17 protein-coding genes are annotated in these 18,298 nt (G+C 43.1%); 6 read left to right on the top strand and 11 right to left on the bottom strand.

Going from position 1 to position 18,298, the window contains the following annotated elements; translation table 11 throughout:
* The first annotated feature begins 197 nt into the window (after positions 1-197).
* From HLI_RS03795 to HLI_RS03785, 3 genes are all read left to right on the top strand, one after another.
* Positions 198-803 carry a DedA family protein gene (locus HLI_RS03795; protein ID WP_128523176.1) on the top strand — a complete coding sequence of 202 codons (606 nt, stop codon included), beginning with the start codon at positions 198-200 and terminating at the stop codon, positions 801-803.
* 164 nt (positions 804-967) lie between these two features.
* Positions 968-1,798, top strand: coding sequence for an alpha/beta fold hydrolase (locus tag HLI_RS03790; RefSeq protein WP_128523174.1), 831 nt, complete (start codon positions 968-970; stop codon positions 1,796-1,798).
* Between the two features lie 85 nt (positions 1,799-1,883).
* Positions 1,884-2,087 carry a hypothetical protein gene (locus tag HLI_RS03785; protein ID WP_128523173.1) on the top strand — a complete coding sequence of 68 codons (204 nt, stop codon included), beginning with the start codon at positions 1,884-1,886 and terminating at the stop codon, positions 2,085-2,087.
* A gap of 184 nt (positions 2,088-2,271) precedes the next feature.
* Here HLI_RS03785 and HLI_RS03780 read toward each other — a convergent pair whose 3' ends face one another.
* The 3 genes from HLI_RS03780 to HLI_RS03770 are packed head-to-tail and all read right to left on the bottom strand — an operon-like array spanning position 2,272 to position 6,065.
* Positions 2,272-3,639, bottom strand: a complete 1,368-nt coding sequence (locus HLI_RS03780) for a PTS ascorbate transporter subunit IIC (protein ID WP_128523171.1) — start codon at positions 3,637-3,639, stop codon at positions 2,272-2,274.
* Positions 3,640-3,666: 27 nt separating this feature from the next.
* Positions 3,667-3,933 carry a PTS sugar transporter subunit IIB gene (locus tag HLI_RS03775; RefSeq protein WP_128523169.1) on the bottom strand — a complete coding sequence of 89 codons (267 nt, stop codon included), beginning with the start codon at positions 3,931-3,933 and terminating at the stop codon, positions 3,667-3,669.
* Positions 3,934-3,953: 20 nt separating this feature from the next.
* Positions 3,954-6,065 carry a BglG family transcription antiterminator gene (locus HLI_RS03770; protein WP_164908473.1) on the bottom strand — a complete coding sequence of 704 codons (2,112 nt, stop codon included), beginning with the start codon at positions 6,063-6,065 and terminating at the stop codon, positions 3,954-3,956.
* Between the two features lie 509 nt (positions 6,066-6,574).
* Here HLI_RS03770 and HLI_RS21455 point away from each other — a divergent pair.
* Positions 6,575-6,727, top strand: a complete 153-nt coding sequence (locus HLI_RS21455; RefSeq protein ID WP_164908472.1) for a hypothetical protein — start codon at positions 6,575-6,577, stop codon at positions 6,725-6,727.
* 53 nt (positions 6,728-6,780) lie between these two features.
* On the opposite strand, the gene HLI_RS03765 is transcribed toward HLI_RS21455, so the two are convergent.
* From HLI_RS03765 to HLI_RS03745, 5 genes are all read right to left on the bottom strand, one after another.
* Positions 6,781-8,307, bottom strand: a complete 1,527-nt coding sequence (locus HLI_RS03765; protein WP_128523165.1) for an AbgT family transporter — start codon at positions 8,305-8,307, stop codon at positions 6,781-6,783.
* A gap of 72 nt (positions 8,308-8,379) precedes the next feature.
* Positions 8,380-9,687, bottom strand: a complete 1,308-nt coding sequence (locus HLI_RS03760; protein ID WP_128523164.1) for a hypothetical protein — start codon at positions 9,685-9,687, stop codon at positions 8,380-8,382.
* A complete protein-coding gene (locus HLI_RS03755; protein ID WP_128523162.1) occupies positions 9,684-10,931 on the bottom strand; it encodes a M20 family metallo-hydrolase in 1,248 nt (415 codons plus the stop codon). Before HLI_RS03755 ends, HLI_RS03760 begins: the two co-directional genes overlap by 4 nt.
* Entirely contained in the window at positions 10,931-12,232 is a 1,302-nt protein-coding gene (locus tag HLI_RS03750; RefSeq protein WP_128523160.1) for an amidohydrolase, read from the bottom strand. The genes HLI_RS03755 and HLI_RS03750 overlap by 1 nt, the downstream gene beginning before the upstream one ends.
* 2 nt (positions 12,233-12,234) lie before the next feature.
* The gene (locus tag HLI_RS03745; RefSeq protein ID WP_431357391.1) at positions 12,235-13,443 is read right to left on the bottom strand and encodes a M20 metallopeptidase family protein; all 1,209 of its coding nucleotides are present in this window, start codon (positions 13,441-13,443) and stop codon (positions 12,235-12,237) included.
* Positions 13,444-13,886: 443 nt separating this feature from the next.
* On the opposite strand from HLI_RS03745, the gene HLI_RS03740 reads away from it, so the two are divergent.
* On the top strand, positions 13,887-14,864 hold the full coding sequence (locus HLI_RS03740; protein WP_128523157.1) for a quinone oxidoreductase family protein: 978 nt from the start codon (positions 13,887-13,889) through the stop codon (positions 14,862-14,864).
* A 123-nt stretch (positions 14,865-14,987) separates the two neighbouring features.
* Entirely contained in the window at positions 14,988-15,650 is a 663-nt protein-coding gene (locus HLI_RS03735) for an HAD family hydrolase (RefSeq protein WP_128523155.1), read from the top strand.
* A gap of 34 nt (positions 15,651-15,684) precedes the next feature.
* Here HLI_RS03735 and HLI_RS03730 read toward each other — a convergent pair whose 3' ends face one another.
* The 3 genes from HLI_RS03730 to HLI_RS03720 are packed head-to-tail and all read right to left on the bottom strand — an operon-like array spanning position 15,685 to position 18,271.
* Positions 15,685-16,587: a sensor histidine kinase gene (locus HLI_RS03730; RefSeq protein WP_128523153.1), complete on the bottom strand. Its 903-nt coding sequence runs from the start codon at positions 16,585-16,587 to the stop codon at positions 15,685-15,687.
* Between the two features lie 18 nt (positions 16,588-16,605).
* Complete coding sequence (locus HLI_RS03725) at positions 16,606-17,355, bottom strand: ABC transporter permease (RefSeq protein ID WP_128523152.1); 750 nt, start codon at positions 17,353-17,355, stop codon at positions 16,606-16,608.
* Positions 17,348-18,271: an ABC transporter ATP-binding protein gene (locus tag HLI_RS03720; protein WP_128523150.1), complete on the bottom strand. Its 924-nt coding sequence runs from the start codon at positions 18,269-18,271 to the stop codon at positions 17,348-17,350. Before HLI_RS03720 ends, HLI_RS03725 begins: the two co-directional genes overlap by 8 nt.
* Positions 18,272-18,298 lie beyond the last annotated feature (27 nt).

The raw sequence follows: 18,298 nt of genomic DNA, 5'->3' as shown, positions 1-18,298 counted from the left end.
TTTTCTCGATAACTTCAATATGGGATACAAATGAACCCGGAAGTATTTTTCTGTTATCTTTTATCTGTTGTCACCTATTATTAAGCAATTTTGGAAAAGTTGGTGAACGCAAAAACTAGGAAAGTCATTTGATCCCTTACGAAACGCTGCAAACGATCTTTTCGCTGCATTTCGGGATAGTAAGATAGGAGCATTCTATGGAAAATTGGTTAATGGAAATTTTGAATGAATACGGGTACATAGGAATTTTACTTCTGATTGCTTTAGAAAATATTTTTCCTCCTATCCCTTCTGAAGTCATCCTGACCTTTGGTGGTTTTATGACGAATTCATCAGACTTGAGTATTGTCGGGGTTGTCATTTCATCTACATTAGGTTCAGTTATCGGGGCGATAGTTTTATACTCTATAGGTTTGCAGTTAGACTTAGAGCGACTGGAAAAAATCGTTGACAGATGGGGGCATGTCTTACGTTTATCAAAATCAGATATACACAAAGCTGATCAATGGTTCGATAAATTTGGTCCATGGACGGTTTTCTTTTGTCGCTTTGTTCCATTAATTCGAAGTCTGATCTCAGTCCCAGCAGGGATGTCTAACATGAATTTCGGTTTATTTCTGCTATTGACCTCTTTAGGAACATTCATCTGGAATATCGTTCTGGTAAACCTAGGTGCATCTGTTGGAGAATCCTGGGAAGACGTAGTACGCTACATGGAAGTGTACTCAAACATTATTTACATACTTCTTATTCTGCTAGTTATTATATCTCTTCTATTATTATATAAAAAAAGGACTAAGTAAGATCAGGCTATGAATGGTGCTATTCTAACAGAAACTGCTAATATGACAGCAGAAATTTCACCTGAGACCTTTAACTGTTTTTCAGTTTCAAAATCCTTGGAGGATGAATTTGATCATCTATTATATAGGACGGGAGAGCATTAGATGTTAAGGAATTTAATGTAATGATCGATAACTATTCCGTTAAAGCTTTTGAGTCAGGAGATAAGCGCTTGCCATCTTTAGTTTGTCTGCATGGGATGACAGGGGACTCTAATAGTTTTTGGGAACTTAAAGAGTATTTAATTGAGGATTTCCACATTATTCTTCTCGATTTGCCGGGACATGGAGGAACTGATCCATTTGAATTAGAAGAAGATTATGGTTTTACAACCCTTGCAAAATGGATTTTCAAAGGAATACATAGTTTAGTAAATGGAACGTTTTATATCATGGGGCACTCCTGGGGTGCTGACCTGGCCCTGCATATTGCAAGAAGTTTCCCTGATAGAGTAGAGGGACTAGTTTTAATAGATGGAGGATTTGTATTTCCGGAAATGGTGGAGGGGTACACAAAGGAAAAAGCTCTCTCTGACTGGAAGGAATATATAGAGGCGAGTAAATACGATTCCTGGGATGAAGTCACCAGGACATACCAGGAATATACGACCAAGCCGTGGAATAAGAAGCTTGATTCTATTATCTCACCAAACTTTATAAAAGCTGAGGACCAATATATCTTGAAAGCACACCGCCAGAGTCTTTTAGCAACCGTTAAAGCATTCTATTCAGGACCATGCTCAACAACATACAAACACGTGGAATGCCCGGTTTTATTATTTCATGCTACCATACCAAAAAAAGATTCCTCACGACAAAAAGGTATTAGAAAAATTAAAAATAAGTTACGAAAGATTAAGGTGATAGGGATAGAAAACACCAAACATAATATTCATTGGGATACTCCAGAGAGGGTAGCAAGTGAGGTTCGGGTGTGGAGGAAGGAAATGAAATGATGAGAGCAGGATATGGGCTTGCTCCTATATTGAAAGGGTTACTTTCCCTGATTCATAAAACATTATTGAGAGTAAGGAGATTAAAATGTTTGTTGGTCGCACATTATTTTTATTAGGGATGGCTTTTGTGTTTTTTAGTACAGTTATAATGATAACGATACCATTTTCGAATAGTGGTGGAGGTTTTGTTACTCCTTTGTTTGCTTTATTAAATGGTTTACTGGCAATGGGAGTGGGAGAATTAGTGATCGATGCAAATCATAGAAAAAGCTTAGAAAAATCAAGTTAGTCGAACTCTCTCCTGAAGGGTTCATAAAGAAAAACCATAGGGATCATTAATGCATAAATTTTTTATTGCATGGGGCAGCAGAAAAACTTTAGGTTCTGAGGTTTTCATAATAGAGTCCATGAAAAAAGCACTGAAAATAGAAAACACCCCCTTCCTGATTAAGTGAAAGGGAGTGCTTAAGTCATTAAGCTGCATCTATATCTTCTTTAGCTTCATTTGCTTTTGATTTCATGCCGATAAAGAATAAGATTCCTAGAATGAGTAAGATTGAGGCGATCACCAACACGTTTGATTGGACAAGGTTGATCAAATTACCGAGGACAATTCCTACTAAACCAAAATCAGCATCTCCGAATGTGGTGCCCTGGAACCCTAGTGAGCCTAAAACCGGCAGCAACAGGGCTGGCAGAAAGCTGATCATGATACCGTTCGCCATGGAGCCGATGACGGCACCTCTCCGACCGCCAGTCGCATTTCCGAACACTCCGGCGGCTGCACCTGTGAAGAAGTGCGGGACAAGTCCCGGAACGATTACTTTCAGTCCTAATAATGGTAAGAAGAGCATGCTCACAAGACCGGCGATGAAGCTGAATAGAAAACCGATGATAACGGCGTTGCTTGCAAATGGGAAGATAGCTGGACAATCAAGGGCCGGCTTGGCATTCGGGACGATTTTATCAGCAATTCCTTTAAAGGCTGGGACGATTTCTCCAAGAAGCATGCGTACACCAGCTAAGATTATATAAACACCAGCAGCGAAAGTAAGACCCTGCATAAAGGCGAAGACCATGAAGTTCTGTCCACCGCTTAATTCTGATTCAACAAAAGACGGTCCGGCTGCGCCTGCAACAACAAAGAACAGGATGACCATGGTCAAGGAGACGGAAACGGATGTGTCTCTGAGAAAGCTGAGTGATTTTGGCACTTTGATTTCCTCTGTCGATTTTGATCCTTTTCCGACAGTCTTACCGACCAGGGATGCTACGAGATAACCAATGGATCCGAAGTGCCCGACGGCAAAGTCATCAGAACCAGTGACTTTTCGTGTGAAAGGCTGAAGCATTGCCGGAGAAAGGACCATTAATGCTCCGAGAATCACCGAGCCGAATATGATCAAGGTTGCACCTGAAAATCCTCCTGTGCTTAAGATTACAGCGATTAAACAAGCCATGAACATGGTATGATGACCGGTTAAAAAGATATATTTAAAAGGGCTGAATCGAGCAAGCAGGATATTGACGATCATGCCGAACAACATGATCATCGCAGTTTCTGTACCGAAGCTTTCCTGGGCAAGCGCGACGATCGCTTCATTGTTCGGGATGACCCCGTCGACAGCGAAGGCTTTGTCAAACATACTGCTGAATTGGCCCAGAGACTGGACGAGTACATTCGCCCCAGCCCCGAGGATTACAAAGCCCATCACCGTTTTAAGGGTTCCAGAAACGACATCTCCTGAATTTTTACGTTGCACAAGCAGCCCGACTAAGGCGAATAGACCGACCAGGATCGCTGGGGTGCCTAAGATATCCTTCATTATTAAATCAATCATAATATCGCTCCTTCGTTTTTAGTGGGCTTACAAATTTTGTTCTAAAGATTCACGGAGCTCATTTTTATCCATCAGGTTTTTCAACTTCACCACGTTTTTTTGGCCATCTTCCAGACTATCGACAATATCTTCTGAACCTAAGAAGATATCCGCCTGTTCCGTCTTGGCGGTGGTTAGATCGGTGTGGGAAACGTCGGCTTCTTTCCCTAGTTCTTTAAGCGCTGCTTTCACGTTCATTTCTACAATCATGCTGCTGCCTAACCCATTACCACATACAACTAATACTTTTTTCATATTGAATTCCTCCTCAAATTTTATACTTCGACAGATTGGTTGATTACTTCAATCACGGTCTTCCGTTCATCCGCTGCGATCAGCCGCTCGACATTATCTTCATTCGATAGCATTTCCGTGAGTTGAGCTAAGGCTTTGAGATGGGTCTGGTTATCTATTGCTGCCAGTACAATCACTAACTGAGCACGGTGTTTTTCTTTTTCTGAAAAATAAACCGGTTCTTTCAATCGTAAGAAACTCATTCCCAGTCGTTCCACCCCTGACTCTGGGCGTGCATGAGGGATGGCGATTCCAGGTGCGATGACCACATAGGGACCTAATTCATCTACGTTATCAATCATCGCCTGCACGTAATCCGTTTGAATCGATTCTTCATCGACCAGGGGCTGGGCGGCTAATTTGATAGCTTCCTGCCAACTGGACACTTGGTCTTCCAATTGGATGGTTTGTTCGGTTAGCAATTCATTGAGCATAGGCTTGTTGATCTCCTTTGTTCCGGGAGTATTTTGTTCAAAGAGGTGAACCAACTCCTGTTTTAATTCATTTTTCTTGTGAATCGTCGCATAGCGTTCGATAATATCCAGCAGGTGATCCGTTGAGTTTTTTTCGGCCGGTTTGGATTCGAATAGGTCATTCATCTTCTGGATGACCTGCTCCTTTTCGATGTTCGTCAGGATGGCAGGAACGTGAATGACAGGTATCTCCTTCGGTTTAATATAATTCGTTGAAAAAATCACATCTGCCTCGTATTCGTTCTTTTGATATTCCCTTATCGATAAGGTGGTGATGACATTCAGTCCTGCAATCAGGTTTTCTAATTGGGTGCGCAGCATATTGGAAGTCCCAATGCCATTTTCACAAATGATGATCGCGTTGAGCTTCGTTTCGACCTGCTTTTTCTCTTTAGTGAGCCAGCCTCCGAAATGTAAGGTGATGTAAGCAATTTCTTCATTAGGAATCGGCTTTCCGACATAAAGCTCAAGGTGCCTCATTACCCGTTTAGTTAAATGGAAAATGTCTGGGTATGTTTCTTGTATGGTGCAAGCTAAGTCATTCGCGATGTGTACACCATACTTAAGCCTGTAATAGGTCGGCTTGATGTGCGAAATCAGGTTTTCCTCAAGCCCATCCTTATCATCAAACACCACACAGGAATACAATTGAAAATCATCAATCATCTGCTGCACGACTTCTTTCAGCCCGGCCAGTTCCTGTTCGGTATAGCGGCTGAAGTCATCGTGTTGAACTTTGGAGCCTAAGAGGTTCATGGTAATGAAACAAACCTCATCTTTCGGGAATGCTACTCCTCTTAAGGCTTCTAGCTTATTCGTAATCAGCAAGGAAGCCTGGTAAGCTTCTGTCTGCTGGAGGACTTCTTTTTCTGCTTGTTGTACTTGGATGTACTTTTGTAACTCGATACGTTTCATTATCATTAAGATCTGTAAGGAAAGAATCTCCATCATTTCATCGGTCAAGGTCAATCCTAGTTCTTTTTCTGCATCCATGAGCAGTTGTCTCACCGAACGCCGCTGATCGGTTTCCTTTAATCGCGTATCGGCTTCTGGCAGGATCATCTTATGAATTTCGTTCCTGACGTTATGCCAGTCTGGCTGTGATAAAATCGTCGCAAGAATATCGGAAAGCATTGTTCTCTTTGCCTCTTCCGAACCATTCAATCGGTATCCTGACTGTTTCTGATAATACAAACTCAAGCCAGCTTTTTTGAATTCTTGTTTGATCGTTTTGATGACCTTGGCGACAGTACCACGGCTCATACTCGTAAGGTCCATGAATTTCTGCATAGAGGAATCTTGCTCTTCTAGTAATATCTTTGCTTTTATCAAGACTTCTCGTTCCTGTTTAGATAATTGATATTGCCAATCTTCATAGCTTTGATCGTGGTAATCCAAGAGCTCTGATTTAGATGAAGGAGGCAAAATCAACCCTTTACCATGCTTGCTTTGAATTGGTTCTAACTCCTGAGTCCTCAGCCAACTATTAATCTGGTCAATATCATAATAGATCGTACGTTGCGAGATTTTCATTTTGGTTACCAGATCTTTCGTTGGTATCGGCTCAGAAGATTGTTGAAGGATGGATAATAAGTGTGCACGTCTTTTATCCAGTACCATGAGGATCCTCCTTATGTTCATTCTTAAGGTGGTAATTTTTGCATAATTATACGTTTGTTAATTCGATGATCATCTTATGAACCTAGTATAAAGGGGATTTGAGTATTATGTAAGGGGTTTCAGTGTGTAGAGTTTGTATAAAGTGATTTTGCAAAATTGAACAGTGGTGGAAAGTTTCAATTAGAAGCAAGTTTTTGATATAGAGGAAAGGAATACCAAAATAAAGACGCGGTAAACCGGTGTGTGAATGAAAGGGCCAGATTTCCTTAGCGTTCGAATAATTATTAAAAGGGAACTTTGCAGACTTTTAGAAAAATATCTATCTTCTACTATAGCCGAAGAAATGGCTCCGAATTAACAAGGCTACTGAAGAACTGCAACTTTCTGAGTTATGCATCAAATCGGCTTCTTTCAATGGACAAGGAAAAAGAGTGATTTTCTTTGTTTTAAAAACAAAGAAAATCACTCTTTTTTAGATGGTCCGCTGTTGATTCCACGATGAGCGTTCGGTGGTGACGCCTGCGGGAACAGCGCGAGCCGAAGATCCACTTGGTCAAGTGATCTTCTTGACCAAGTTAGCTGAGGCCGTGCCCGCGGCAAGCACCTACCGACAAGCGATTTGTGAGAAGCAACAACAAACTTTAACAGCTCCTCTAGATTGAGAAGGATTTTTCAGAGACCACGAATTAACGGAGCCATTTCGTGTTTGTTACATTTAATTGATATACATACCGACCCCAGGACCGAATGGGATGCCTAGAAGTGCGAAGGCAAGCAGCAACACGATCCATACACTTAAGAAGATGACGGCATATGGCAGCATGAGGGCGATCAATGTGCCAAGACCGGCTTTTTTATCGTATTCTTTCATAAATGCAAGTACGATAATGATATACGGGTTCATCGGGGTGATGATGTTCGTGGATGAATCCGCAATACGGTAAGCGGCCTGAATGAATGCCGGGTGATAATCTAATAGATAGAACATTTTCAAGAAAATCGGTGCTTCGAGTGCCCACTGGGCTGAGCCACTGAAAATGAACATGTTCATCACGGCTGTTAAAAGAACGAAGCCAATGACGACAGGGAGGCCGGTCATTTCGATGGATCCCAGGAAGTTCGCACCGCTGACGGCAATCCATGTGCCGATGTTCGTCCAATCGAAGTAAGCGATGAACTGGGCCGCAGCAAAGATCAGGACAATAAAGCCGGACATTTCTTTCATGGCTTCACCCATAAAGCCGGAAATATCACGTGTGGAAGTGATTTTTTTGACGGTAACTCCGTAAGCGACACCGATGGTAATGAAGAATAAAAGAATGATAGGAACAATTCCGCTTAAGAAGGGTGATGGGATCATTCCACCTTCTTCGTTTCGTAATGCTGAACCAGGAATAGCTATTGCAATGATAAGAAGGGCGATAAATCCGAGTGCTGCGAGTACGGCGTTTCTAAAGCCGCGTTTTTCCAATTTTGTACTTGCTTCTAATTCCGAACCGCCTTCTCCTTCGTATTTTCCTAAACGAGGTTCGACGATTTTTTCAGTAATTAATGCACCTGTGATAGAGAGGACGACAACAGAAACAATCATGAAGTACCAGTTGTCGACAGGAGTAACGACGATGTTTGAGTCAAGGCTTTCCATGACTTCAGTAGAGATTCCGGAAAGCAAAGCATCTGTACCTGCTATGATGATGTTGGCTGTAAAACCAGATCCGACACCAGCAAAACCAGCAGCCAGTCCGGCTAGCGGGTGGCGACCGAGTGTATAGAAGACCATTGCGGCGAGTGGAGGAACGATAACGAATGCTGCATCTGAGGCTAAGTTACCTAGGATACCCACGAAAATAACGGCATAGGTAATCAAGGATTTCGGTGCTTTCAAAATTGTGCTCTTAATGGCTGTTTCCAATAACCCGACTTTGTTGGCTAGACCGATACCAAGCATCATTGCCAACACAAGGCCGAGCGGTTTGAAGCCGGTGAAATTTTCGAGCATGGAAGTGAGGATGTACTGCAGTCCTTCTCCGGAAACTAAGCTTTTAATCGGAATTTCTTCTCCAGTACCGGGCTGGGTTGTCGTGACTCCGAAGAGCGAAATGATCCAGGAACCTACGATAGTAAAGACGGCCAGATAAACAAATAGCATAAATGGGTCAGGAAGCTTATTACCTACCTTTTCTACACCATTTAACAGCTTGGAAAATCCTTTGGTTTTATTTTTTGAGCTTTGCTTGCTCATTGTGATCATCCTTTCTATATTTAGGGAAATTTCCTTAATTATTCCGTAAAAGGTATGGAGGGAGAGGAGGAGCTACTCCTCCGTGACGAAGCCGTATACTTTTCTTGGTCTCCCTCGTTCACCGGATTGCTGTTCACCGGCTTGTTCGACGATGCCTACCCGTTCTAATTCAGTTAAAATCCGTCTTCCGTTACGTTCCGTGCTTTTCAGCCAACGGGACAAATCCTGGGATGAAAAGTGTTCGCGGTGGTACAGTTTGGAATATGAAATCAGTTTTGAGATGACGCCTGGACTGAGATTCGCTTCTGTCATTTTGTTTTGCAAAGCATGGCCGATTTCGGTCGTATGGTAACTTAATGTTTTTTGTTGCTGTTTCAGTGAGATAGACTGATCTTCATCTACAATCAGGAGTAGAGGTTCCTGTTCTTCTTTGATGTGTCGGAAACCGATTCTTACATGGTTTTCAGCCTGGGAGACTGTTTCACCAAAACCGATGGATACGCGAGCGGTTAAATTGGTTTGAAGCCGGATGTCTTCAATAAGAGTGAAAAGGTCTGCTTCAGATTCATCACTTAACTCGCCGCGGGTCGTGAAGATGAAAAAGAGGCCATCTCCGAGCTGCATAACGGAGCCGTTTGTTTTTTCGGCAATGGAAAGGAGCTGGCGGCGGACATCGAGTTCTTGATATTTCGTCTTGAACGAGTAGTAATTTTCTTCAGAGTGAGAAGCGTTCATTTCGACACGGCAACCAATGATCGCTACTTGTGAATTACGAAAATGCTTGGATTGGGCTCGTTCTTCTAAAAATTGTATGACCATCTTGATGGACAAATAAGAAGGGGTGACACGGAAAACTGGAATATTTTTCGCTTTCAATTCTTTATAAACGGTCTTGATGGATGTGATGACGACTTCTATCTTCCCCTGTTCATACAACTGACTGTGAAAAGCGGTCAGTTCATCTGTATGCCGTACTTTTTCAAAGGGAAAGTTTTCATATTCCAGAGCATCCAATTGGTAGTACGACAAAATCTTATCGAATTCCTCATTCGCGATCGTATCGATACTCACTTTTCGGTAGACTTGATTAGCCGCAAGCTGAGCTTCTAACAAAATTCCGAAAAAACTGGATCCGTGGAGGGGCGGGTAGGCACACTCTTCTTCTGTGATCAGGTTGTTTTCCATCGCATACGTGTGGTTGAGCACCCCTGAGAAAAACCATTGATCGACCTCATGCCTGTGATCTCTCAAAATGTCTGTTACGTCGGATAACTTTTCATACGTATGTGGGAAGAATGTGATCTGATCGAATTCTTCTGCCACATACATGATTTGTTCTACGGAATCTTTTGGTCCGATGACTCCGATTTTTGTTTTCATTTGTGCTCACTCGTTTCGTGCTCGATATAGGCGGCCAATACATCCGTCCCTTTGTTCAAATCTTCAATGGAAGCATGCTCTTTCGGATGATGGCTGATTCCATCACGGCAAGGGATGAAAATGAGTCCTGATGGCCACCTGGCAGCCATGTTCATAACATCGTGTCCGGCACCACTGTCCATAGAATGGGCACGATACCCGGAGTTCTCCGTCAGTTGCAGAAGTTTTTCCTGAATAGAGGAATCCAGATGAACGGAATCATTGTCGACGAGTGTGTGGACGTGAACAGCAATGTCATTGGAATCATTCATGTTCTCGCAATAGGTGCGGAACTGCTCAGCAAGACCTCTTTTCAGCTCATCATCGACACTGCGGATATCGATCCCCAATTGAACTTCTCCTGGAATGACGTTCATGACGTTAGGAGAGAGGTGAACAGTACTGACCGTTGCTACGACAGGTGTGGATTGAACTTCATTCAGCCTGCGGGCTTGCTCCTCTACATATGTGATCAGAGGGGCGGCTGCGACAAACGCGTCAGCACGATTGTTCATCGGTGTCGTCCCTGTGTGATTGGCCATTCCTTTGACAGTGACTTGCAGCCGGATCGGGCAGGCAACTCCGCGTACGATGCCGATTTCTGCACCATTGTCTTCAATTTGCGTCCCTTGTTCAATATGCAATTCAAGGAAGCTTTCCAAGTCCTCAGTGGTTTTTTCAGCTTGTTCAATTGCCTCCCACGATAGACCATAGGATTCGACGGCTTCTTTAATGGAAATTCCGTCAACATCAACGACACGGGCCAGTTCATCTTTTTCAATCATACCTGCCGTTGCCTTGCTTCCTACTGTAGAAACGCCAAAGCGGGCTGATTCTTCTGATGCAAAACAGACAATGTCGATGTTTTTCTTCGGCTGGAAGCCTGTGTCTTTCAAACGTTTTACAGCTGCTAGCGCTGTCAGTACACCGGCAGCGCCATCATAACCTCCGCCGGCACTGACTGTATCGAGGTGAGAGCCAAGGGCTATCGTCGGTGCGTCTTGTTGATCAGCTTGCCACCTTGCCCAAAGATTACCGGCCACATCCTGAGTTACCTCAAGGTTCAGTTCCTGAGCTACGTTTCGAAATGCATTGTGGGCTTGTTTTTCTTCTTCGGTATAACTGAGCCTGGTAAATCCGTTTTCTTCATCCATATGTTCGGTTACATTCAGTTGTAATAGTTTTTCCTCTAACCATTGCTTCATTAGGAACTTCCTCCTCTTAGAACGTGTGCATAGGCAGCCAGTGCTACTGGTATGACTTCCTCCTCAAAATCGAAGGCAGGGGAGTGGTGATTGGATGGAAGATGCGTGCCGAACAACATGTAAGTCGCCTTTCCGCCATTTGCCTGTACTGCGTTCATCATAAAACTGGCATCCTCTGACCCTGAAACATAGGCGACTGGATCGATGTGGTTCACCCATGCACTTTGTTGACATTGTTCTTGAATCAATGGAATAAGAGCACGGTCACAGGTCATTTTTTCTGTCTCTCCGACAAATTCGATGTCGACCTTGACGTCATACATCGAAGCGGAGGACTGGATGATGCGTTTAGCTTCCTTTTGCATGAATTCATTGATCGCTTTTGTTTGGCCGCGGGTTTCGATTTCTAAATAGCCGGAATCTGCAATGATGTTCCTGCCGTTTCCAGCCACCAGTTTTCCTACATTCACCCTGCTTATGCCTTCGCTGTGCCGGGGAATTGCATGGAGTTGAGTAGCGGTTGTGGCAGCAGCAAGCAATGCGTTACGGCCATCTTCCGGTTTCATGCCTGCATGGGACGACTGGCCGCTGAAGGTCACGTTCCATTTTGCAGAAGCGAGAAATCCTTCCGTGCTGGCGGCAATTGTGCCGACAGGGAGGGAATTGATGCCTATGTGTCCGGAATAAAATTGATCGACGCCTTCTAACCAGCCTTTGTCCACCATCGCCTTGGCTCCTCGGCCGCCTTCTTCTGCCGGTTGAAACAGGAGAGTGAACGTCCCTGTCAGCTGGCTTTGAAAATGGGCGATCAGATGAGCTAGTCCAAGGCCGATGGTCGTGTGTCCATCATGGCCACAGGCGTGCATGATCCCGTTTTGAGTGGACCGGAAGTGATCTGTATGCGGCTTATGTTCGGGTTCGTTTGATTCCAAAATAGGCAGGGCGTCGATGTCGAATCGGAAAGCGAGATGAGGCCCCTCTCTCCCGGTATCCCACTTAGCGACAACACCGGTATGGCTGCCTTGCATCGCATCGATCCAATCTTCGGGTACACCATTTTCTAAAGCTTGTCTTTCTGCTTCTTGGATCTCGTGTTCGAGAGGTACACCATAGCGGGAGTCGCTTTGGACGGCCTCTTTTCCAACATGGATGGTAAATCCAAGCTCTTCTAACTCTTTTGCCACCTTGTAAGTGGTTTGATATTCCAGGAAACCGAGTTCCGGCTGTTGGTGGAGCTCACGACGCCATGTTCGTAACTGTGGTTCCAATTTCTGAATAAAAGAATCGAATGCGTCTATCATCGTTATCCTCCCTGACTGGATAGAGACTTTAATGTATCTATGGCGACTTCTGCCATGAAATGACTACCCATTGGCAAAGCCTTTTCATCTAATTGAAAGCCTGGATCGTGCAGCGGTTTTTGTTCAGCTGCCTGTTCGATTTGTGTTCCGAGCCAGATGAACGCGCCGGGGTAGTCGAGTAAAAAGCGTGAAAAATCTTCTCCGGCGAGGGCTGGTTCTACTTGGGGTGTCGCATTTTCCCCAAAGATACGCTGGGCTGTTTTTCTCGCTTGCTGGGCATAGGCAGGAGTGTTGATGGTAGCAGGATAGCCATCCAAGTACTCAATGTCTACCTCAGCATCGAACGCTTCTGCGGTTTGGTTCAGAATGGTGTGGAAGCGCTTTTTGATCATTTCTTTCACTTCCGGTTTGTAGGTTCGGACTGTCCCTTCGAAGCTGACTTCTTTAGGGATGACGTTGTAACGGTCGCCGCCTTCAATCCTGCCGATCGTAACGACGGCGGAGTTCAATGGGTTGACGTTACGACTTACAATCGTCTGGAGACTTGAAATCATCTGGTTGGTAATAATGATCGCATCGTTTCCTTCATGTGGCATGCTCGCATGGCCGCCTCTTCCGGTGACTTTTACAGTAAAGCGATCAGATGCGCCCATCATCTCTTTGTCACGGATGCCCATTTCCCCGACTGGGAGCCCAGGCCAGACATGCTGTCCGTAGATGACGTCCGGTTTGTATTCATGAAAGACACCATCTTCCATCATCGGTCCAGAACCACCAATGGGGGAGGATTCTTCTGCAGGCTGGAAAACAAGGAGAACGGTTCCTTCGATTTGTTCCTCTATCTTTTTGAGGGCGTAGCCTGTACCAAGTAGCATAGCCGTATGGGCATCATGGCCGCATGCGTGCATTTTCCCTTCCACTTCAGACGAGAAATCATGATCATTCGTTTCCTGGATGGGAAGTGCATCCATGTCAGCTCTTAAGGCAACGGTTTTGCCGGGTTTTCCACCCTTGATGACGCCAAGAACACCAGTGCCGGCAAAACCATGTTCATAGGAGATGCCATATTCCGTCAGCTTCTCTTTCACAAGTTCCGATGTGTTAGTTTCTTCTCCACTCAATTCTGGATATTTATGCAATTGTCGTCGGATTTGATAGATGTCATTTTCGATATCGTTGATGTGTAATTGTAAGGTTTTCAAAAAAGACACCCCCTTTTTTATATTCTGGACATTGTCCTTAAATGTTCCGTTATTTATGTACTATAACAAATGATTTATGAAAATTCACTAGTCTGTCACAAAATTTTCTGACTTTTTCAATAAAATATTCCCGGTAATCGCTATAATATCAACGGTTACGACTTTATAAAAAATTTTCAAAAAAATATTTCATGAGCCGGGTTTTTGATAGTCTGTGAATTTGAAAATAACAGCTTGCTGAAATAAAGAAGAATGAATGTCCGTAATTAATTCGAACGAAACAGAGACGGAAATTTCATTAAACAGAAGAGAGGTTTCGGTACCCGGACGGTTGTCGTTAAGGTGAAACAGGAAAGAATCACCACGATATACTAAACTGGAAAGGGGGGAAGACTGGAAGCTATCGACTTGTTGAACTGATCAGGAAATATGATTTTTTGGAGGGATGTAGGATGAAGGCTGTTATAAGTGACTACAGTAAGGATAAGGACCGATATGTACGGTTAAGTGATGTTCAACCTCCACTACAGAAGGCAAATGAAGTTTTAATTAAAGTAGAGTCTGTTAGTTTGAATTTTGCAGATGTCTCTGCGATTAGAGGAGATTATCACTCCTTGGGCGGGGTCCATTTCATCCCCGGCTTTGACTGTGCAGGGACTGTCATACAAGTAGGTGACGATGTGAAAACATTTTCCATAGGTGACCGTGGGGCTGGATTTCCGAATGGTGGAGGAATGGCTGAATATGTGAGGGTGAATGGTGATCTTGTTTATCGTTTGCCTGATGACGTGGCATTTGACGACGCCGCAGCTATATTAAGTATCGGGATTACAGCTTTTGAATTAGTTCACAAGGTGGCAGAAGTAAAAGAAAATGATAAAGTTTTGGTTCATGCTGCAGCTGGAGGAGTCGGCCTGACATTGATCCAATTGCTTAAACGGAAAAAAGCCGTAATTTATGGGACAGTAGGTAATGAAGAGAAAAGAAAGTTGATCAACAATTATGGAGTTACTCAAGCTATTCCATATCGGACGAGTGATTTTGAGAAGGAGATTATGAGTTTAACGAATGGGACAGGGGTGAATATCGTCTTTGATTCTGTCGGGGGCGAAATATTGGAGAAAAGCTTGAATTGTGTAGCTCCTTATGGAAAGCTCATTACTTATGGTCATGCTTCTGGTCAACCCGGGAAGGTGTTATCGACAGATCTCCATTCAACATCCAGATCGGTTATAGGTTATAGTTCTGGACAGCGCCAACATGACTCTCCAGAAATACTGAGAGCCAGCGCAGAAAAGGTGATACGTTTACTATCAAATAAAGAATTGGACGTTAAGATAAGTCATAAGTTGAGTTTTGAGCATGCCAATGAAGCCTTTCAATTGATGGCTGATCGAAATAATATAGGAAAAATAGTCATTACTATCTGATAAGAACATGTGAACTGAAGGCTGTATCTTCAGATGGACAAGATTTGAAGCATTGAATCGGGATTTCCCGAAACTGAAATTCGGTAGATGGTAATAGATTAATCGAAAGAAGGGTGGGGGACCATGATTAAAGCTGTGATTTTTGATTTAGATGGAACATTATTAAACCGGGATGAATCAGTAAGGAAATTCATCGATGACCAGTATGAACGATTGAATGACTGGCTCCATGCAATCCCGAAAGAAGAGTACATACAAAGGTTCATTAAGCTGGATCATCGTGGTTATGTATGGAAGGACAAAGTTTATAAACAACTGATTCATGAATTTACTATCCTGGGTCTTACTTGGAATGAACTGCTCCAGGACTATTTGGATCACTTCAAAGAAAAATGTGTTCCGTATCCTGATCTCTTGGAAACGCTCGAGAAGCTGAGACAGGAAAATTTTCTTATTGGCATGATTACTAATGGGAAAGGTCAGTTTCAAATGGATAATATCAAGGCTTTGAAAATAGACCGTTACATGGATGCCATTCTAATATCAGAGTGGGAAGGAGTAAAAAAGCCTGATCCAATAATTTTTAAAAGAGCATCGGAAAAGCTCAATGTTTATCCGGAAGAGTGCGTGTTCATAGGGGATCATCCGGAAAAAGACCTGCAGGCAGCCCAAGCAGTTGGAATGAAAGGTATATGGAAAAAGGACCATCATTGGGGCAGAGTGAAAGCGGATTATGTGATTGATGATTTAAAGGAATTACCTAAAATCATCGGACAGTTAAAATAACTTACATATAAGGACTTGGATCAATAGCCGGTCTTCAAGGCTGATTCTTCCATTTACAAGTCATGATGATGTGGTTTTCCTTTAATTCGGCGGTAAGGCTTCCGTCCATTTTATTCATGAGGCTTTTGGCAATTGGTAATCCTAAGCCTGTGCCTTCTCCGGCCCTTGTACGATCCGCTTTATAAAAACGGTCAAACAAGTGGTTTAAGTCTTGCTCACTTAAATGGTTGACAGAGTTACTAATGATCAGATACGCAAAGTGATCCTCTTGTTTCAACTGGATAGATACAGAGCCGGTGGAATGTCTTATGGCGTTTACAATTAAGTTTTCAATCACTCTCTTTACAGCGGATGGATCTGCAGTTATTGACAGGTCCCCATTTGGACTCGTAATGTCAGGCTCCAGGTTTTTTTGATTGAATTCTTCGTAAAATCCTAAGAGTACCTCCGGTGTCAGCACATTCAACTTGACCGTTTCTAATTTCAATGGATAATCGACTTGCTCTATAATAGATAGTTCGAAATAATCCTCGAGGAGCACCTTTAATCTTTTGGCGCTATCTTTGATTATTCCTGTGTACTCCCGTTTTAATTCTGGGGTTATTTCATCGGATTCAAGGAATTGAATATACCCGAGAATCGATGTCATAGGAGTGCGAATATCATGGGAAATGTAGGAAATCGCCTTTTTCAACTCATTTTCTGATGAGCGCTTTTCGGCGTGTGCTTTTTTGGTTGAATCGATTTGCTTATTTATTTCGTTAGTCAACTCTTCCATATCTTTATCATAATAGTGAAGATCTATTTTCTTGGAAGTTACCCCGTTGTTGAGGGCTTTAAGCTGCCGGGAAGCTCTTTTGATTTCCCTTTTCACAAAAAATAGGCGGGTGAGTACCGTTATTAAAATGAGTATGCTTACGATTGTCAGATAGATCATCTTCACCCGCCTCCTTGCTTACTTGATTTCTTTCTTATGGAAAATGAAGCTTCCGATCATTCCGGATACTATAAATGTCAAAATGGGAACGAGGACCAATGTAATCACTTCATTAGTGGCCAGTTGACTGATGTTAACAATATCATAAACTAAATTAAACACAGAATGGCTGATTACGGGTTCAAGGAATGGGACTTTTACTGCTAATACTTGCAGGGGCCAGTCAACCAATAGAAACAATAAAAGTAAAAATCCTATCGTCTTTCCACTGTCAGAAAATATCGTCGCGAAAATAGCCATGATCGAGGCAAAGCCAGCTCCATAAAGGGCGATCAATCCAACTGTCTGGAAGTAGAAAGCCATTTCCGGCATGTCGCTGAAACCAAAATACAAAGCACTTGCCCCTGTCATGAAAACAGGGAGGATTAAGGACAGGATAATCGCTCCAACAGAAAATATCATCGCCTTGGCAAAATAAATCCTAACTCTGTTATTCCCTGATGAGGTGATGCTTTTCATCGTCCCGATCGAGTATTCACTTGTAATAAAAAAACCAGCGAGAATACTGGGGATCAGCTTTACGATGTCAGTGTGGACACTAAGGACAACATTCAAGTAGTAGTCACTCACAGTAGGCAGGCCTGCCTGTGCTCCATCAAACTCCAAAAGTGGGAATAGAACAGCCACGGCAATTAAAAAACCACTCAATACGAGGAACGGTCGGTCTTTTGTCAGTTTGAACCATTCAGATTTGATCAGGTTACCCATTGTGGACACCCCCGATCCGTTTAGAAAAGTAAGTTTCTAAATCTTCTCCCGACGGCATGAATTCTTCGATCACGAGCCCTTGGTTCGTCAGCGTCTGAGAAACTTCCCCTGGCACATCCACGAATTCAAACAATTTAATCGAACCGTTTGGCATCACTTCAAAATTCTTCGTTTGTAAATGATTTTCCAGGACAGTAGCCGCTTTGTTCGGGTCATTCACCTTGATATGCAGGTACTGCTGACATTTATCATTCAGTTCTTTCAAGGACATTTGCTCAATCAATTTCCCATTATGAATAATTCCATAATGCGTGGCTAATAAATGAAGTTCACTCAGTATGTGGCTTGAAATGAGAATGGTAATGTCATATTCCTGATTGAGCTTCTTTAGCAGTTCACGGATTTCGACTACTCCCATCGGGTCTAATCCATTGATCGGTTCATCAAGAATCAGGAATTCAGGGTCACCTAATAATGCAATAGCGATCCCTAAACGCTGCTTCATACCTAAGGAAAAGTTTTTGGCTTTCTTCTTTCCTGTGTCCACTAAGCCGACGAGTGTAAGTGTCTTTTCTATACAGTCTTTACCGGGAATTCCTTTTAAAAGACGATGTGCCTCCAAGTTCTCAGAAGCGGTCATATTCGGATATAAGGCTGGCCCCTCGATGATTGTACCGATTCGTTTTCTTGCTTGAATCAGCTCCTGTTCATTGCTCTCCCCGAATAATTCGATTTTGCCATTGGTAGGCTTGGCAAGACCGCAGATCAGCCGGATCAAGGTGGATTTTCCAGCACCATTTTGTCCGATGAAGCCATAAATCTCTCCTCGCTTGATAGTCATGTTCACTTTATCAAGCGCCATCGTATTCTTGTATTTCTTTGAAAGCTGATTCGTTTGAAGTACATATTCATTCATTACGTCTTTTCCTCCCTGTACTTTCTC

Origin of the sequence: Halobacillus litoralis (assembly GCF_004101865.1) — a bacterium.
GTDB classification, from domain to species: domain Bacteria; phylum Bacillota; class Bacilli; order Bacillales; family Halobacillaceae; genus Halobacillus; species Halobacillus litoralis_A.
This window is presented reverse-complemented; position numbering and strand designations above follow the sequence as displayed.